This window comes from Pseudomonas sp. LBUM1641 (assembly GCF_059716235.1).
This window is the reverse complement of the sequence record NZ_CP166815.1, coordinates 5,883,322-5,901,684: the sequence shown is the minus strand read 5'-3', so window position 1 is coordinate 5,901,684 and position 18,363 is coordinate 5,883,322. Positions and strand designations below refer to the sequence as shown.

The following is an 18,363-nucleotide window of genomic DNA, read 5'->3' as shown; positions in this document are numbered from 1 at the left end:
CATCCTCAGTCCTGCATTTCGGTCTGGCGTTCGACAGGGTCGATCAGCACGGCTTTCTTCTGGCGTACCAGCAAGTCGAGGATCTCTTCCTGGCGATCGCCAAGAACGCCCGAGAAGCTGATGCCACTGGATTTGGTCGGCGCAAGCATCGACACGCGGTACAACTCGACGCTCAAGGGCGAGTCGATGGACAGCGGCCCGCTGCCGTTGGCGGCCAATTCACCGCCCACCACAATCAGCGAGACCTTGGTGTCGAACGGGTCGAGGGCGATGTCGCGGTCGGTGTCGGTCAAATCCTTGATGTGGCCGTACACGCCGGTCAGCCCGTTGGCCATGGCAATGTTCTCGTACAGGCGAATGTTCACGCTGTTACGCACGCGGATGCCGTGGCGACGGTTGCTGATCACCTTGTTGCCCCACAGCAGGTTATCGCCGCTCTCATAGAGGGTGATGCCGTCGGTGTGGTTGCGGTAGATCTCGTTGTCGGCGATCAGGTTGTTGACGCTGTTACGGTCGATCACCAGGCCCGAGAGTTTGTTGTCGAAGCTGCGGTTGTTGAAGATGAAGCTGTCGTTCACTTCCCGGGAAATGATGATGCCGTGCTTCTTCTTCGTGCCGTAGACGGTGTTGTCAGTGATGATCAAACCGTGTGAACGGTCGTGGGGGTCAATGCCGTAGACGATGTTGTCTTTGTAGGTATTGCCCTTGAGCACAAAGCCGGTGGTTTCGTAGCAGTAGAAGCCGTACCACATGTCCGAGAACTCGGAGTCGACAATCCAGCCCGTCGGCTCGGGGCGCTTGAGCACCTTGGCCATGTTCGGCGTGTACTGGGAAATACTCACGCCATACGACTTACTGTTGGCGTAGCCGAAGCTGGCCATCTTGCTGTTGGCGATGTAGGTCTCGGTGCCGCCCCAGGCCAGCAGGAACGGACGAAATTCCTTGGGCGACTGGAAGGTCGCCGGGCCGTTGGTCTTCTCGCGCCAGCCGGTGATTTTGGTGTCACGCACAAACAGCTGGCCGTCGTTGATCAGGAACGAACCGGCTTCCTGGGACAGGCGCAGTTCTTGGGTCTGCTTGTCGATTTCGAGGATGCCTTTACGGCCCACCACGATCGGCAACTTGGCCAGGAACACACCCGGCGAGGTTTCGCTCAAGTACTGCTTGGGCACTTTCTTCAGCAGGTCCTTGAGGTTCATGTAGCCGTCGTCGACAAAGATCGCCTGGGGAATACCGTGCTGGCGCACTACCCATTCGGCCATCTTGTTGTCGCCGCCGATGAAGTCCTTCAGGGCGTCTTCCTGCATCATCCGGCGGATGCTGACTTTGCCGGGTTTGGTGCGCACAATTTTCTTGGCGATATTGGCCGCGGTGTAGCCGGACACGTCCGGCAGCGCAGGCTTGGCCAACTCCAGCGGCGCGGTCGGCGGGCTGGAGATGGTGTAGGTCTTGGCCTGTTGCAGCTCTTTGGCGATGGTCGGCGCCTTGACCTGCTGCGCGACATCGGCGAAGGCCGAAGTGCTGGCCAGCAGCATGGCTGCGACCAGCAGGCTGACCGAGCCTTTGAGGGCTTGAGGGTTCATTGCGCAGGCTCCCATCAGAACTTCCAGATCACGTCGACAAAGGCGCGATGCATATACGAGTCGACTTGGCTGCCATAGGCGTCGCCCGGTTTGAACACGCCTGCACGGAAGCGCACCAGGGCCGACGGTTCGTCGATCGACTGGCTGAGCCCGGCCGGCAGCAGGCCTTTCTTGAAGTACTTGGTGACCACCAGGTCCATCTCCTGGCCCAGGTCTTTCTTGCCATCTTCAAGCGGCAGGGACGTGCTGGACAGGATCGCGCCGGTCACGTCATCGGTGTTGTTCTGCACGGCGTCGATGCCGTTGCTGCCCACCGGCTTGTTACCGTCGACGCGCCAGAACTTGTGGTACACAAGGCTTGCGTCATAGTCCTCGCGCAGCTGCCACGAACCGAACAGGCTCATGGACTGCATGTTGTTCATCTCGCCGCGAAACGCCTCGCCGAAACGGTGGACGCGGGACTGGGTACCGGTCCAGTTCGAACGGTTGCTTTGCAAGCCGTTCTGCTCGTATTCGGCACTCGCGCGGGAGTAGGCGGCGCCCACTTGCCACTGCGGGTCGAGGCGCAGGCGCACACCCAAATCGGTGGCCCAGCCATTCACGTCATCGCTGCGCTTGGCATTGGTGGGGCGGGTGCCGTCGGCGTTCAAGGCGTTGACCGTGTCGCGGTCACCCTGCATGCCGGTGACGCTCGCCCAGTAGTTGACGGTGTTGGTGTTGCGCCAGTTATAGGCGTCACTGTTGGCTTCGATGCCGAGCCAGGTCAGGTCGCCGTTCTCGCGTTTGTCCAGCGAATCGGTGGCCACGCCCGGTTCCGGGAAGTCGAGCTTGCCGTCGTCATGGGTGTGGTGAGCGCGCAGGCCGATCCACTGGCCTGGCGTCCACTGATAGGCAGCGTCGGCGTAAAGGTGCTGACGGTCCTTGTCCTTGGGCGACAGTTCCTTGAGGTCGGTGCGGTATTCGCTGAAACGCTCGGCGACGCCAACATTGGCCTTGAGCAAGGTGGTGTCGAAGGTCCAGTTCAGCGCTTCGATATTAGTGTCGCGCCATTGGCCGTCGTCATTGCGCAGGCGTTGGCGACCGAGCTTGAGGATCTCGCCGGGGTAGGGCGTGAAGCCGCCGTAGGCGACCCAGAACTCGCGCATCGCCAGGTAGTTTTTCTTCGACTTGCGGTCGTCGTTGCTCGATTGTTCGGTGGTGTCATCCGAGGACTGTTGCAGGGTATCGGTCTCGATGATGTCGCTGGAGGTCACGGCCTGGCCCATGGCGTAGGCGCTCCAGTTGCCGCTCTCACCGTAGATCCAGGGGCGCAGGTCAAGGCCGATGCCGTTGACGTCGCCGCCTTTCTGGGTGCCCAGGTCGCGGTCATCTTCGGACTGGCCGGTGACTTTGACTTCCAGGCCGAAGTTCTTGGCTTCGGTCAGCGCGGCCAGGGTCGGGCACGACCACAGCAGGGCGAAGGTCAGGCCGATGCCGGCCTTGACGAATGGATTGAGCTTCATAGGGATTCCTCGCCGTCTTCTTCTTGCAGGGCGTGCAATTGCAGCGTGCTTTGGGCCAGGGTGCCGCGCACGGCCAGTTCCTGTTGCACCAGGCGTTGGCCTTCGGCGCGTTGTTCCGGGGTCAGCGGAGCTTCGAGCTGGGTCGCCAGGTCGTTGGCTTCCGGCGTGTCCTGGGCCTTGGCCAACTGGCTGAAGACATAGGCGTTAAGCGGGTCGGGCTTGGTGCCCTTGCCTTGGGAAAACAGTTGGGCGATCGCGAAGTCGGCGCTGTTCTGGCCGTTGCGCGCAGCGGTCAGCAGATGGTCCAGGGCCTTTTGCGAGTAGACCTTGCCCAGGTAGCCACGGCGGTAAATCTGGCCGAGGTAGTAATCGGCAGCCACTTCGCGGCCGACGGCTTTCTGGAAGTGTTCTTCGGCGGCCTTGGCATCTGCCGGGACCCACTTGCCTTCGTAGTAGAGCTTGCCCAGCAACAGTTCGGCGCGGGGCTGGTCGGCGGCGCGGCCGTTGTCCAGGTACTTCATCATCTGATCGACGTCACCCAGTTCCGGGAAGTCGTAGAGCAGTTGCGCCAGGCTGACCCAGGACGCCGGGTAAGCCGGGGCGATTTTTTCCAGCAGGGCCTGGGCGGTTTTTTCGTCAGTCTTGCCCAGGCTTGCATCACCCAGTACGCGAGCGACGCTGTCGACCCGCTGGGCGGTGACGGTGCCATGGCTGTAGCCGGCTTCCATTTGCTTGAGCAGCTCGGCCTGTTTTTCCGGCTCGGCTTTTTTCTGGTAGACCGTGGCCAACTCGACGTAGCAGATATCGGTGGTGTTCAGCGCGGCCTTGCAGATGCTTTCCACTTCATCCAGATGCTGGTCGTAGGTGTCCTGGGTGCGATACAGCAGCACCTGGGCCAGGCCGGCTTCCGGGTAACCCGAGGCGCGCCATTTGCTGATTTGCTGCTGGGCGTTGATGTTCGGGAAATCATGCGGGTATTGCAGGTACAGCATTGCCAGCGGAATCAGGGTGTTGCCTTCGCCATTGGCAAAGGCTTTTTTCAACAGGCCTTCGGCTTCGTGGTGCTCGGCTTCAGTGGCGCCCGGCTTGGCCACCAGCAGGCGACCCAGGCGTGCCTGGGCACGGGGCGAGGTATCGGCAGCCGCGCGATAGGTCGCTTCGGCCTGCTTGATTTGCTCGGGGTCGCGGGTGCCGACCTGGATATCCGCCAGGCCCACCTGGGCCTCGCTGTAGCCCAGGTCTGCCAGTTGCTGGTAGTTCTGCTGCGCGGTGACCGTGTCACCACGCTTGAGGGCTTCATTGGCCAGGCGTTGGTCGGGCAGGCCGGCGCAACCGGCCAGGGCGATGGCCAGCGCCAATGGAACCGGCAGGGATCGAAGGGCGCTCATGGTTAAAGACCTGCAGCCATGGCTTTGTCGATCAGCCAGTTCAGGGATGGGCCGCGGTCGCTGGTGACTTCAACAGGGCGACCGGCATAGGTGCTGTCCAGTGGGGCGTCGGGTTTGATCTGCACGCGAATATCGGAGGACATCTCGGTGCTGTTGAGGCTGGTGCTGCTGACGATGGTGCCGGTACGCACCTGCTCTTCATCCGCCACCTGGAAGTTCACGCGGGTACCCGGGCGAACGTCGGCAAACTGGCGATAGGAGAAGCGTGCATCAACGTTGGCCTGGCTGCCGCGCGGTACCAGTTGGAAGATCACATCGCCCTTGCTGGCGTACTGACCGTCGGCGACCAATTGCTGGGCCACGACGCAGTCGCACGGGGAGGTGAGGGTGCCGGTCATTTGTTTGCCGAACAGCTCTTCAACCTTGGCCGGTTGCAGTTGGTCTTCGTCCAGATGGCCCTTGAGCACATCGAGCATGCTGGTGCTGAACGTCGCCAATGGCGCGCCCTTGGCAGCGACCGCGTCACCTTTGATCAGGCTCTGCACGGTGCCGTCGCGAGGCATGGTCACGTTCATGCCCGGGACGCTCACCAGGCCGGAAGTGGCGTGGCTGACGAAGTACATGCCGTACACCGATTTGACTACGAAGCCGAATGCCGCCAGGCCCACCACGAAGATCCCGAGGCTGAAGGTCACGGCCCGCAGGCGGCCGCCGACGCTCATGTTGCTGCCGCTGTCCTTGACCTTGCGCGCCTTGGTGAAGTTGTCGCGTTGCAGGGTCGCCAGCACGTCGCCCATGGTCACGATGTCGCCGGACAAGTGCGAGGTGATCAGGTGGCGCAGGGTGGAGATGTCTTGTGCATCGAGGTTCTGGAACTGGCAACCGGTGCGGCCGGTCTGGCGGTCGTAGGAACGAATCTGCAGCTCGACGTCCATCGCCAGGCCCAGGTTATCGATCACGAACTGCAGGCGACCCTTGTGCACATCGCCGACTTTCAGCGGCTGTTGCGGGGCGTTGAACGCCAGGCCGCCGGCGGACAGGTCGATGACCCGCACTTCCATCGGCGTGTGGTCGGCGCCGAAGAAGCGCAGCTTGGCCGGGATTTTTACCCGGGCGTGTTGGCGCTGGGCTTCGGATTCGTGGACAACGTTGGCGTTTACTTGGCTATTCATGGTGTTTAGTTCCTAGTTAATTCAGGCTTGGCAGGGTCAAACCATCATCAGCAACACGGCGACGAAAATGCTGCCGGCGGAGAAGGTCATGGTCCGAGACGACCAGGTGTTGAACCAACGTTGAAAGCTGGCCAAATCGCGGGTCAGTTTGGTGTCCTGGCGTGTCCAGGACTGTTGATCAAGGCGGAAGAACACGTAGATCTTCACCAGCGCGCCCATGATCTGGTTGTAATAGAGAATCACCGGGTAAGCCGGGCCGATCCGGTGACCGGAGCACGACAGCAGCAGGGTCAGAATCAGGCGGGTGATGCCGATCCACAGCAGGTAGGCGAGGATGAACGCGCCGCCGTATTTGAAGGTGGCGATGATCGCCACGGTCAGCCCCAGCAGGGAGGTCCACATCGACACGCGTTGATCGAACAGCACGATGCTGGTGAACAGGCCGAGGCGACGCATCCCCAGGCCCAAGGCACGTGAGTTCTGGCGCAGGTTGTTGCCGTACCAGCGGAACATCAGTTTGCGGCTGGCCTTGATGAAGCTTTTTTCCGGCGGGTGTTCCACGGTGTGAATCGCGGCATCCGGTACGTAGAAGGTGTCGTAGCCCAGGCGCATCAGGCTGAACCAGCTGGACTTGTCGTCACCGGTCAAAAACTTGAAGCGGCCCAGGCGCCAGTGTTGCAGCGAGTCGCTTTCCACGTCGGCGATAAAGCCCGGGTCGGTGACCACGTTGGCGCGGAACACCGACATGCGACCGGTCATGGTCAGCACTCGTTTGGACAGGGCCATGGAGCACATGTTGATGTGGCGCTGGGCGAAGCGCAGCTTGTGCCACTCGCTCATGATGTAGCCGCCGCGCACTTCGCAGAACTCGTTAGTGGTCAGGCCGCCGACATTGCCGAACAGCTGGAACCACGGCACGGTCTTGCGCACGACGCCCTCGGCGAGCACGGTGTCGCCATCGATCACGGCCACTACGGCGCGGTCGTCCGGCAGGTGGCGGGAGATGGCGCGAAAACCGAAGGCCAGGCCGTCACGCTTGCCGGTACCGGCGATACGCACGAAGTCCAGCTTGACGTGGTCCGGCGGGTTCATCTTGGCCCAGAGGCTCTTGACCAGCAGCTCATCGGACATTTCCACCAGGGAGCAGACCACGGTGGTAGGGAAGCCACATTCGATGGCCTCGCTAATCACCGAGCTGTAGACCTGGGCAGTGGTCAGCGCATCGATTCTGAAGCTGGTGACCATCAGGAATACGTGGGACGGGTCTGCCGCTTTGCCCAGCTTGCGCACTTTGCGCCGCAGGTGCGGGTAGACCACGTACAGGAAGAGCATGCCGCGAAAGAAATGCGTAGCACCCATCGAGTAGCGCCAGATACCGACGGCACCAATCAGGAAAATAAAATTCTTCGACTCGGAGTCGAACGTACTCGCCGGCAACAGCAGGGCGAGACCCATCAGCAGGCTCAGGAAAAACAGCCAGCCGGCGGATTGGAGGAGTACGTGTTTTAACTTGGACATAGGCGTCATTCCGCAGGTGAAGGAGGCTTCGAGCGGCAAGCGTCGGGGATCAGGACGCTTGCCGCTGGAAACTTGCCGTTGCTGTTACCAGCAAATGCCTTCGGTACGACCGCTCACGCTGGTGGCCTTGGACATGAAGCCCACCAGGTCGACCACTTGCTTGCCGTGGGGTGCGTTATGCGCCAGGGCACGGAACTTCTCATCGCGGTTGCCCAGGATGATCACGTCGGAGTTGTTGATCACTTCGTCGAAGTCCGAGTTGAGCAGGGACGACACGTGAGGGATCTTGCCTTCGATGTAGTCCTTGTTGGCGCCGTGGACGCGAGCGTATTCGACGTTACTGTCGTAGATGCTCAGGTCGAATCCCTTGCCGATCAGCATTTCTGCCAGTTCCACCAGCGGGCTTTCGCGCAGGTCATCGGTGCCGGCCTTGAAGCTCAGGCCCAGCAGGGCGACTTTGCGTTTGTCATGGCTGGAGACGATGTCGAAGGCGTTCTGCACCTGGGACTCGTTGCTGCGCATCAGCGAGTTGAGCAGCGGTGCATCCACGTCGAGGGAGCCGGCGCGGTACGTCAGGGCGCGCACGTCCTTGGGCAGGCAGGAGCCGCCGAAGGCAAAGCCTGGGCGCATGTAGTACTGGGACAGGTTGAGAGTCTTGTCCTGGCAGACCACTTCCATCACTTCGCGACCGTCGACACCTACCGCCTTGGCGATGTTGCCGATCTCGTTGGCGAAGGTCACTTTGGTCGCATGCCAGACGTTGCAGGTGTACTTGATCATCTCGGCGACGGCGATGTCCTTGCGGATGATCGGCGCGTCGAGTTCTTCGTACAGCGACTGCAGGACATCGCCGGAAGCGGTGTCGAATTCGCCGATGACGGTCATTGGCGGCAGGTCGTAGTCGGCAATGGCAGTGCTTTCACGCAGGAACTCAGGGTTTACCGCAACGCCGAAGTCGACGCCGGCTTTCTTGCCGGAGCAGTCTTCGAGAATCGGGATCACCACGTTCGCCACGGTGCCTGGCAGCACAGTGCTGCGGACCACGATGGTGTGGCGGGTGGTCTTGTCACGCAGGACAAACCCGATTTCGCGGCACACCGATTCGATGTAGTTGAGTTCCAGGTCGCCGTTTTTCTTGCTCGGCGTGCCGACGCAAATCATCGACAGGTCGGTATCACGGATAGCGTCGGCGAAATTGGTAGTGCCGCGCAGTCGGCCGGTCTGGATACCCTGGCTCAACAGTTCGCCCAGACCCGGTTCAACGATGGGGGATTTGCCCGCGTTGATCAGGTCGATCTTGTCCTTGGAGATGTCTACGCCAATGACCTCATGGCCCCGTGCAGACAGGCAACCGGCACATACCGCGCCGACGTAACCCAAACCAAATATGCTGATGCGCATCGCATTTACCTCATTGTTAATCGTGCCACTAGATGGCCGGAGTTCATGTTTTGAAGCGTCACTCAGGCACTGGAAAGTGCGACGAGTAAACGTCGGTATATCCAGTGCAGGCATACTAAAAGTCGAGTGACTAACTAATGCACTCAAGTTGTGCGCAACGTGGCCTTATTGTTGGGGCTTGCCCTGAAATGCAGCCAGCCTTCCTGGGGAAGGGCCTGGCGCCAGTGCCGCAAGGCGTTGACATGGGTTTTTAGCCCTTATATATCAACGGCTTGGGTTGTCTCACTGACCCATACAGGTGAGCTCAGCCTTGGCCTTGTCGGAGAAAGTAGTGAAAACTTTTCGTCCGCCTTCAACTAATCAGTTGATGATTTGACCATTGAGTCAAAGCTGTATGACAACTTTGCTACTTCCGTTGGTCGCCGCGTAAGTCATCTCTTACATCTGCAGAGATAATCGTTACCGGTGGTATGAGCGGTGCTTTAGGACATAGTTCCTGTCCACTCATCCTGTTTCCGGAAATTTCTTGAAATATTAGAAAAGATGGCACTAGTACTATTGTGATAGCACTTGCTATTTGGGCCAATAGTTGCGGGGAGTTGCGAGGGTTAAATAGTTTTGTGCCACTACTCCTTGAAAAAAGTGGTGCCACTACGAAAAAAATTGACGAATGTCGAGTGAAATAAATGTTAGGGATTCTGAAGAATTATTTTTGACGCCAAATAAATGACGATTATTCGAGCTGAAGAGGGGTTTATTCGAGGGAATTGTTGTGGCGAGGGAGCTTGCTCCCGCAGGGGCGCGAAGCGGCCCTGGCTTTTTTGGGGCCGCTGCGCAGCCCTGCGGGAGCAAGCTCCCTCGCCACGGGTTTCCGGTTTCAGAAAGGCTGAGTTATTCCGGTGCGTGATCCCGCAGAAACACCAGGTTGTCAGGCTTCGACTGCTCCGCATTGAAGCGATAACCCTGCACGTCAAACTCCTTGAGTTTGGCCGGGTCGTTGATGCGTTCTTCAATCACAAAACGGCTCATCATGCCCCGGGCCTTTTTGGCGTAAAAGCTGATGATCTTGTACTGGCCGTTTTTCAGGTCCTTGAACTCGGTGTTGATGATCCGCGCGTTCAGTGCCGGGCGTTTGACTGCTGAAAAGTACTCGTTGGAGGCCAGGTTGAGCAGCACGTCATCGCCTTGTTCGGCCAGGGCTTCGTTGAGCCATTCGCTGATGCGGGTGCCCCAGAAAGCGTACAGGTCCTTGCCACGGGCGTTGGGCAGCTTGGTGCCCATTTCGAGGCGGTACGGCATCATCAGGTCCAGGGGGCGCAGCAGGCCGTAGAGGCCGGAGAGCATGCGCAGGTGGTCTTGGGCGTAGGTGAAGTCGGCGTCCTTGAAGGTTTCGGCGTTGAGGCCGGTGTAGACGTCGCCCTTGAAGGCCAGCAGGGCTTGCTTGGCGTTGGCGGGGGTGAAGGCTGGGGTCCAACTGCCGAAGCGTGCGGCGTTGAGGCCGCCGATTTTGTCGGAGACGTGCATCAGTTCGCTGATTTGCGCCGGGCTCAGTTCGCGCAGTTGTTCGATCAGCTCCTGGGAGTGGTCGAGGTATTGCGGTTGGGTGAAGCGCGGGGTGACCGGCTTTGACTCGAAATCGAGGGTTTTGGCGGGGGAAATCACCGTCAGCATGAAGTCGTCTCCTTTAATCGTGGGGGGGATTCTAGGGGGTAGGGCGGTTTGACTCCACCTATGAAGGTGATAGATGGCTGGGGGTTTGTGTGTATATCCGTTATTTAGGTAACGGCGGCTTAGGGTTCCGCTCTTACAGCGGGTCACTTTTGAAAAGCGCAAAAGTAACCAAAACGCTCTGCCCCGCCTGTCGGCGCCTCGCTTAGGCTCGGCGTTCCCTCACTCCGGCATTGCTCCGCGGGCCGCCGCGACGGGCCATCCATGGCCCGGCGCGGCTAAACCGGCGTCCTGCCGGTTTACCCGCTCCTCAATACCTGCGTTCGGCCTCGGGCTGAATGGGGCAGTCAGATCAAGATCAAAAGCAAGAGCACAGCGGCCTACAGGCCGGCTTGAGTGTGAGAAGCAGAGGCAAGATCCAGAGCGAAAGCAGGGCTGCTTTTCTGTGGGAGCGGGCTTGCTCGCGAAAAACCTGAGAGCGCCGCGTTGAACCAGGATGCCATCGTCATCGTTAACGACCTTCGCGAGCAAGCCCGCTCCCACATTTGGACCGTGCCCGCTTCTGACTTTGCTGTTGCTCCACCACACTCAAGCCGGCCTGTAGGCCGCTGTGCTCTTGATCTGCTTTTGATCTTGATCTTAGGCGCCCCGTTAAACCACGCTGGCCGAACGTAGGCAGTACGGAGCGGGTAAACCGGCAGGACGCCGGTTTAGCCGCGACGGGGCAGGGACGCCCCGTCGCGGCGGCCCGCTTCGTGGTGCCGGAGTGAGGGCACACCGAGCCTAAGCGAGGTGCCGAGTGGTGGGGCAAGAGCGTTTTGCTTACTTTTGCGTTTTTCAAAAGTGAGCCGCTGTAAGAGCGGAACCAATACAAGCCATCACCCAAACAACGGATATACACACCAACCCAATAGCCCCCCCACACGATCGGCTATAGTGCCCGACGACTCTGGAAAGGGAGACCCTTCGTGCGAATTGCGTTTTTATTGTCAGCCTGGCTCATCTGCCTGGGCGCCCAAGCCGCCCCCGTGGACGTCGCGACCCTGGACCGCGGCATCTGGCCCGAACGCCTCAGCAACCCCGCCCTGTTCGACGTCGCTTCACGCGCAGAAATCCTGATGTTCGCCCACACCCTGCTGGCCAGCGAATCCCTCGACGAGCCCGCCCTCAAGCAGCGCCTGGGCCTGAAGATCATCAACCTGGCCGCCATCGACGACCTGCGCCGCCAACTGTGGCAACGCCTGTTGGAAAACTACACCTTCGCCCAACAAAGCTGCGAACAGGACGCCTCCTTCTGCTACCTGGTGGAAAACATGGACGACCTGCGCGAACAAGCCGCCAAATTCGAAGTGAGCGACGACTCCTTCTATATAGGCTGGGCCGGCCCCAGCCGCACATTCCACGAACGCTACCTGGATGAACAGTTGCGCAAGGCCGCCCTGTTCCCCCAGATCAGCAGCGAAATCGCGCGCTTCGGCGACCACGAACGCAACGGCGACGAACTCAACGACCGGATGTTCCTGCTGACCTTCGACAGCGGCCCGTCCCCCGTGAGCGGCAACACCGACTGGCTCACCGACTACCTGCGCAAACAGAAAATGCACGGCCTCTTCTTCGTGCTCGGCAATAGCCTGCAAACCCGCGTCGAGAAAAGCTCGGCCACCGATGTGCAGGCGCTGTACCAGGGCCAGTGCGTCGGCACCCAGGGCTGGCAGTACCGTTCCCATAGCCACTGGGTCGACTGGCAGTCCTCCATCACCCGCAGCGCCTCCCTGGCCCAAAGCCTGATGCCGGAAAACTACCTGCCGCTATTCCGCCCACCCTACGGCCAGCGCCGCTCCGACAGCCAAGGTTTCTTCCAGGCACAAGGGCTGCAAGTGGCGTTGTGGGACATCGATTCAGAAGACCAGCCCGGCAAGCTCAAGGCCGATGAGTCGGCCAACCGCGTGCTCACGTTGATGCTGCTGTGGCGGCGCGGGGTGATCGTATTCCACGACACCCAGGACAAGGCGCGCATCGCATTACCCTGGCTTTTACACGCCACGGCAGAAAGTGGACTCGGCTGGCAGGATTGCCGCGAAGCGTTTCGCTGAAAAAGCACAAAAAGCCCGGCCCTGTTGGGGCTGAGGTTTTTTAGGGGGGAATTTGGGAGATATTTCAATACAGGCGGACTTCCGACTTTAACGGTGCAATGCCGGCTCGCCTAGTGCTATTCGTCATCCTGAAAAATAAACTTCAAAAAAGCGTCAAAGTGCTTTTTCCTGTCATGTGTTTTGCGGTATTACGAAGGCAGACAGCCGAAACCTGCAACACAGGTGGCGTCTTCCAAGACACCTCTTGTGTGCACCGCACTTGACGCCCCTCAAGTGCGTTCGACGGTCGAATCGAGGCGCAGCACTGTCGTGGTATTGCGTCGACTGGCTCCCACAAAGGTGACCGAGTATGGATGATCATGGACGTAACCCTTCTTCCGACCAGCCAATCCTTTATGTGCTTGATACCAACGTACTGATTCACGATCCAAACGCACTGCTTAACTTCGAAGAACACCACGTCGCCATCCCGATGATCGTGCTTGAGGAGCTCGACAAACTCAAAAGCGGGCATCACAGCGTTGCCGCCGAATGCCGCCAGGCCATCCGCCTGATCGACAAGACCCTCGGCGAAGCCTCCCCCGACGATGTCGAGGTGGGCGTACCGATCCAGCGTGGCAAAAGCGGGCCCAAGGGCTTGCTGTCGATTCTGATGAACAAGCGCAGCGAGCCCAACAGCCTGCTGCCGGAGAATCTGAACGACAACAAAATCATCAACCAATTGATCGACCTGCACGCGCGCGACAAGGACCTGCGCCTGGTGCTGGTGACCAAAGACATCAATATGCGCCTCAAGGCACGAGCGTGTGGGATCGCTGCCGAGGACTACAGTACTGACCAACTGGTTGACGACGTGTCGATGCTGTCTCGTGGTTATCACACCATGACCGGCTCGTTCTGGGATCGCGTCAGCAAGGTCGAAACCCGTCAGGACCATGGCCGCACCTGGCACCAGGTACAGCTGATCGACAACCTGCCGGCCGTGCACATCAACGAATTCATCATCGACGAGCAGGGTTTTGTGGGCTGGATCAAAGAGATCCAGGTCGACAAGCTGCTGATCCTCGACCTGCATCAGGAACCCCTGTTGCACCAGGAAGCCTGGGGCCTGAAACCGCGTGATATCTACCAGAGCCTGGCGCTGTATGCCTTGCTTGATCCGGACATCCACCTGGTCAACCTGACCGGTGCCGCTGGCTCGGGGAAAACCATCCTCGCCCTGGCTGCCGCCATCGAACAGACCATGGTTACCAAGCGCTATCGCCGCATCATCGCCACCCGCAGCGTGCAGGGCCTGGACCAGGAAATCGGTTTCCTGCCCGGCACCGAAGCGGAAAAAATGGAGCCGTGGCTGGGGGCGATCACCGACAACCTCGAAGCCTTGCACATGGATGACGAAAACACCCATGGCAGCGTCGACTACATCCTCAGCAAAGTGCCGTTGCAGTTCAAATCCCTCAACTACATTCGAGGTCGCAGCTTCCAGCAAAGCCTGATTTTGATCGATGAGTGCCAGAACCTGACGCCGCACCAGATGAAAACCATCATCACCCGTGCCGGCGCCGGTTCCAAAGTGGTGTGCCTGGGTAACCTGGCACAGATCGACACCCCTTACCTGTCCGCGACCAGCTCCGGGCTGACTTACCTGACGGAACGCTTCAAGGACTTCCCGAACGGCGTGCACATCGCGCTGCAAGGGGTACCTCGCTCGATTCTGGCTGAATACGCCGAATCTCACCTGTAACCTTCCTGTAGGAGCGAGCTTGCTCGCGAAGGACGTCAACGATAACGCGGGGCATCTGGTGCCCCGCGTTGTTCTCTGGTTTTTCGCGAGCAAGCTCGCTCCTACAGGGTTTACAATCGGGGCTCCTGATCAGGAGTATCCCTGTGCTGACTCATCTCGATTCCCAAGGTCGCGCCCACATGGTCGACGTCACTGAAAAAGCCGTGACGTTCCGTGAAGCGGTGGCCGAAGCGCGGGTGCGCATGTTGCCCGAGACCCTGAAAATGATTGTCGACGGCGCCCACCCCAAGGGCGACGTGTTTGCCGTGGCCCGTATCGCCGGGATCCAGGCCGCGAAAAAAACCAGTGATCTGATTCCCCTGTGCCACCCTTTGATGCTCACCGGGGTCAAGGTTGAACTCAGCGCCGATGGCCTGGACGCGGTGCACATCGTCGCCCGTTGCAAACTCTCCGGCCAGACTGGCGTGGAGATGGAAGCGCTGACCGCGGCCAGTGTCGCCGCCCTGACGATCTACGACATGTGCAAGGCCGTGGACCGTGGCATGACCATCGAAAACATTCGGCTGCTGGAAAAACTCGGCGGCAAGAGCGGGCATTTCAAGGCGGACCAGGCATGAGCGTTACCGTACTGTTTTTTGCGCGCTACCGCGAAGCCGTGGACCTGGACTCGCTGGAGGTTGAAGGTGAGTTCGCCACGATTGACGCCTTACGCCAGGCATTGGCGGGCGACCCCGGTTTTGAAGTGCTCAATGAAACTGGCTTGATGTGCGCCCGCAACGAAGAGCTGTGCTCGCTGGACGAGCCCCTCGTTGACGGCGACGAAGTGGCGTTCTTCCCGCCCGTGACCGGAGGCTGATCATGGCGATTCGGGTGCAGGCCGAGGCATTTGACCCCGGTGCTGAAGTCAACGCGATGCATGCGGCCAATGTGGGCGTGGGTGCGGTGGTGAGTTTTATTGGCTATGTGCGCGACTTCAATGATGGCCTGGATGTGGCCGGAATGTTCCTCGAACACTATCCGGGCATGACTGAAAAAGCCCTCGGCAAAATCGCCGTGGAGGCCGAGCAACGCTGGCCGCTGCTCAAGCTGGAAGTGCTGCACCGCATCGGCGGTCTGGAGCCGGGTGAGCCGATTGTGTTCGTTGCGGCGGCCAGTGCCCATCGTCAGGCAGCGTTCGATGCCTGTGCCTTTGTGATGGACTACCTGAAGACGCGGGCGCCGTTCTGGAAGAAAGAAAACACCAGTGAGGGGCCGCGCTGGGTAGAAGGGCGCGACAGCGATCACGCTGCCGCTGATCGCTGGAAATAACAAGACGTGTGGCGAGGGAGCTTGCTCCCGCTGGGCTGCGTAGCGGCCCCAAAATCTTGGGAGCGCTGCGCACTCCAGCGGGAGCAAGCTCCCTCGCCACAGGGGTTAGGTCGAGGCTTGCAGCCGGTGCGGCGACAGCATCGCTTCGGTCAACCCGAACGCCGCCAATGCATCCGGCAACGGCTTCCCGCGCACCAGCGCAGCACTGGCCTGGCCCATGGCCGGTGAGGTCTGAATCCCATAACCGCCCTGGGCTGCAATCCAGAACAATCCCTCCACCTGTGGATCGAACCCGCAAACCAGATCACCATCGCTGACGAAACTGCGCAGCCCGGCCCAAGTCCGTGCGGGGCGGCGGATGGTCAGGGTGGTGGCTTCCTCGATGTGATAGATCCCCGTGGCAATGTCCAGCTCTTCCGGCTGCACATCGTGGGGCTCTACCGGGTCGGCATTGGCCGGTGAGCCGAGGAACATGCCCGCATCGGGTTTCATATAGAACGAACCGTCGAGGGCCGCCAGCTCCGGCCATGCATGAATGTTCAATTCGGCAGGCGGGGCGAAGACGAAGGCGCTGCGACGTTTGGGTTGCAGGCCGATTTTCTGTGCGCCGGCCAACTCACCGATGTGATCGGCCCACGCGCCGGCGGCGTTGATGATCACCGGGGCGCTGAAATGCTGTTGCGCGGTGCGTACCTGCCACACCCCCTGAACGTCGCGGGTCAGTTTCTGCACGTCGTTGTCGGTGTGGATTTCACCGCCATTGCGCCGAATGCCGCGCAAGTAACCCTGATAGAGCGCATCGGTGTCGATGTCACAGACGGTCGGGTCGTAGATCCCGCCATGGACTTTTTCCCGGCGCAGGATTGGCATCATGGCCATCGACTCTTCGACGTCGAGCAGTCGCGTTTCCGGTACCAGGGCCTTGGCGCTCAGGTACTGGCGCTGCAGCTCATCGGGATCGCCGATCAAGTCCACCAACACTTCACCGCGGGGTGTGAGCAACGGGTGTTCGGCAAAGCCTGTGGGCGGGTGATCAAAGAAGGCGCGGCTGCCGAGGGTGAGGGCGCGTACCTGTGGCGTGCCGTACGCCGCGATGTAGAGGGCGGCGGAGCGGCCGGTGGAGTGGTAGCCCGGCATCGACTCGCGCTCCAGCACAATGACGCGCGCATGTTGTGACAGCCAGTAGCCGGCGGATGCGCCAGCGATGCCACCGCCGATGATGAGGTAGTCGGCCTGGTTCATGTGTTCCTCCTGGAATTTGAAAGCGCTGAAACCAAATGTGGGAGCGGGCTTATGTGGGAGCCGGGCTTGCCCGCGATGCAGGCACCTCGGTATGTCAGTTACACCGAGGTGATGCTATCGCAGGCAAGCCAGCTCCCACACAGGCCAGCTCCCACATTTTTTACCGCATTCCAGCTTAAGGGCGTTTGCGCTCTACGGGACGCAACAAATGCGTCGGCGGCGTTTCGCAGCTGATCTTGCGGCCCAGCAGTGTTTCGATTGACGGCAACTGATACGAATCGTCTTCACCGGCAAAGCTGATGGACACGCCCGCAGCGCCCGCACGGCCGGTACGGCCAATCCGGTGCACGTAGTCGTCCGGCACTTCCGGCAGGGTGAAGTTGATCACGTGGCTGATGCCGTCGATGTGAATGCCGCGCCCGGCCACGTCGGTGGCCACCAGCACGCGAATCTTGCCTTCGCGGAAACCTTCCAGGGTCTTGATGCGCTTGTGCTGCGGCACGTCGCCGGACAGTTGCGCAGCATTCACGCCATCACGCACCAGGCGTTCTTCGATGCGCCGCACTTCGTCCTTGCGGTTGGCAAACACCATGACCCGCTCCCAACCGTTGTCGTTGACCAGGTTGTAGAGCAGCTTGTATTTGTCGGCGCCGGCCACGGCATAGATGTGCTGTTCGACGTTCTCGCTGGCAACGTTGAGTGCCTCGATCTCGACGATGGACGGGTCAGTGGTCCACTGCTTGGCGAGGTTCATCACGTCTTCGGTGAAGGTCGCGGAGAACAGCAGGGTCTGGCGCTCGTTTTTCGGCGGGGTCTGGCGAATGATCTGACGCACTTGTGGGATGAAACCCATGTCGAGCATGCGGTCGGCTTCGTCCAGCACCATCACTTCGACCATGTCCAGGTGCACGTCGCCGCGCTGGTTGAAGTCCAGCAAGCGGCCCGGTGTGGCCACCAGGATGTCGCAGTGGCGCGCTTCCAGGTGCTTGAGCTGCTTGTCGAAGTCCATGCCACCGACAAACGTCATCACGTTGAGGCCGGTGTATTTGGTCAGGTCGGCGGCGTCCTTGGCGATCTGTACCACCAGCTCCCGGGTCGGGGCGATGATCAGTGCGCGCGGCTCACCCATGTAGCGCTCTTTCGGCGGCGGGGTTTCCAGCAGTTGGGTGATGATTGAGATCAGAAACGCGGCGGTTTTGCCTGTACCGGTCTGTGCGCGACCGATGGCGTCTTTGCCGGCGAGGGTGAAGCCCAATACCTGCGCCTGGATCGGCGTGCAGTACGGGAAACCCAGGTCCTGGATGGCGTGCATCAGTTCCGGGGCGAGCTTGAAGTCATGAAAGCGGGTTTTGCCTTCCTGGGGTTCGACGGCGAAGTCTTCCAGTTTCCAGGGAATAACCACAGGTTTCGGCGCGCGTTCGCGGCGCGGTTTTTCCTGGCGTGGCTCCTGGCGTGGTTGGTCGGCGGCTGGCTCTTCAGCGACGTTAACCGTGGCGGGTGTGGTCACCGGCTCTTTTTTTGGCGAGGCTACAGGTGCGGTCCGGCCAGGCTGCTGGCCGTCATTGCGGCTGCCTTGAACGTGGGCGGGGGCACTGGAACCTGGCGCGAGCTGCTCAGCCTCGCTTTTACCGAACATCTTCTTGAGTGCTTTGAGCACGGTCATCTCATCAATTGGTTAAGGAATGTACGCCGGCCAGTGTAATGCAAGAATCGGGCGCGGCGTAGTGCGTTGGTCATACGGCTA

Annotated in this window: 14 protein-coding genes; 5 read left to right on the top strand and 9 right to left on the bottom strand. The window is 60.3% G+C overall.

What is annotated here, in order from left to right; genetic code table 11:
• Nucleotides 1–5: 5 nt before the first annotated feature.
• The 7 genes from algG to yaaA form a co-directional block, all read right to left on the bottom strand.
• A complete protein-coding gene (gene algG, locus ACA046_RS27135; RefSeq protein WP_459023676.1) occupies nt 6–1,598 on the bottom strand; it encodes a mannuronan 5-epimerase AlgG in 1,593 nt (530 codons plus the stop codon).
• Nucleotides 1,598–3,085, bottom strand: a complete 1,488-nt coding sequence (locus ACA046_RS27130) for an alginate export family protein (protein ID WP_459023674.1) — start codon at nt 3,083–3,085, stop codon at nt 1,598–1,600. The genes algG and ACA046_RS27130 overlap by 1 nt, the downstream gene beginning before the upstream one ends.
• Nucleotides 3,082–4,473, bottom strand: coding sequence for an alginate biosynthesis TPR repeat lipoprotein AlgK (algK, locus tag ACA046_RS27125; RefSeq protein ID WP_497675327.1), 1,392 nt, complete (start codon nt 4,471–4,473; stop codon nt 3,082–3,084). The genes ACA046_RS27130 and algK overlap by 4 nt, the downstream gene beginning before the upstream one ends.
• Nucleotides 4,474–4,475: 2 nt before the next feature.
• Entirely contained in the window at nt 4,476–5,645 is a 1,170-nt protein-coding gene (locus tag ACA046_RS27120) for a PilZ domain-containing protein (RefSeq protein ID WP_497675326.1), read from the bottom strand.
• 36 nt (nt 5,646–5,681) lie between these two features.
• Nucleotides 5,682–7,163, bottom strand: a complete 1,482-nt coding sequence (gene alg8 / locus ACA046_RS27115) for a mannuronan synthase (protein ID WP_497675325.1) — start codon at nt 7,161–7,163, stop codon at nt 5,682–5,684.
• 84 nt (nt 7,164–7,247) lie between these two features.
• Nucleotides 7,248–8,564 (bottom strand): nucleotide sugar dehydrogenase, encoded by a 1,317-nt coding sequence (locus ACA046_RS27110; RefSeq protein ID WP_076014352.1) that lies wholly within the window; start codon nt 8,562–8,564, stop codon nt 7,248–7,250.
• 891 nt (nt 8,565–9,455) lie between these two features.
• Nucleotides 9,456–10,235: a peroxide stress protein YaaA gene (gene yaaA, locus ACA046_RS27105; RefSeq protein WP_076014351.1), complete on the bottom strand. Its 780-nt coding sequence runs from the start codon at nt 10,233–10,235 to the stop codon at nt 9,456–9,458.
• Between the two features lie 965 nt (nt 10,236–11,200).
• Here yaaA and ACA046_RS27100 point away from each other — a divergent pair.
• The 5 genes from ACA046_RS27100 (at nt 11,201) to moaE (ending at nt 15,377) form a co-directional block, all read left to right on the top strand.
• Nucleotides 11,201–12,325, top strand: coding sequence for a polysaccharide deacetylase family protein (locus ACA046_RS27100; protein WP_497675324.1), 1,125 nt, complete (start codon nt 11,201–11,203; stop codon nt 12,323–12,325).
• Between the two features lie 349 nt (nt 12,326–12,674).
• The gene (locus tag ACA046_RS27095; RefSeq protein WP_088424175.1) at nt 12,675–14,069 is read left to right on the top strand and encodes a PhoH family protein; all 1,395 of its coding nucleotides are present in this window, start codon (nt 12,675–12,677) and stop codon (nt 14,067–14,069) included.
• A 143-nt stretch (nt 14,070–14,212) separates the two neighbouring features.
• Entirely contained in the window at nt 14,213–14,686 is a 474-nt protein-coding gene (gene moaC, locus ACA046_RS27090; RefSeq protein ID WP_010170404.1) for a cyclic pyranopterin monophosphate synthase MoaC, read from the top strand.
• Nucleotides 14,683–14,925, top strand: coding sequence for a molybdopterin converting factor subunit 1 (moaD, locus tag ACA046_RS27085; RefSeq protein ID WP_459023664.1), 243 nt, complete (start codon nt 14,683–14,685; stop codon nt 14,923–14,925). The genes moaC and moaD overlap by 4 nt, the downstream gene beginning before the upstream one ends.
• Nucleotides 14,926–14,927: 2 nt before the next feature.
• Nucleotides 14,928–15,377, top strand: a complete 450-nt coding sequence (gene moaE, locus ACA046_RS27080; RefSeq protein ID WP_167662860.1) for a molybdopterin synthase catalytic subunit MoaE — start codon at nt 14,928–14,930, stop codon at nt 15,375–15,377.
• Between the two features lie 105 nt (nt 15,378–15,482).
• On the opposite strand, the gene ACA046_RS27075 is transcribed toward moaE, so the two are convergent.
• Nucleotides 15,483–16,619 carry an NAD(P)/FAD-dependent oxidoreductase gene (locus ACA046_RS27075; protein ID WP_459023662.1) on the bottom strand — a complete coding sequence of 379 codons (1,137 nt, stop codon included), beginning with the start codon at nt 16,617–16,619 and terminating at the stop codon, nt 15,483–15,485.
• Between the two features lie 175 nt (nt 16,620–16,794).
• The gene (rhlB, locus tag ACA046_RS27070; RefSeq protein ID WP_167662859.1) at nt 16,795–18,282 is read right to left on the bottom strand and encodes an ATP-dependent RNA helicase RhlB; all 1,488 of its coding nucleotides are present in this window, start codon (nt 18,280–18,282) and stop codon (nt 16,795–16,797) included.
• Nucleotides 18,283–18,363 lie beyond the last annotated feature (81 nt).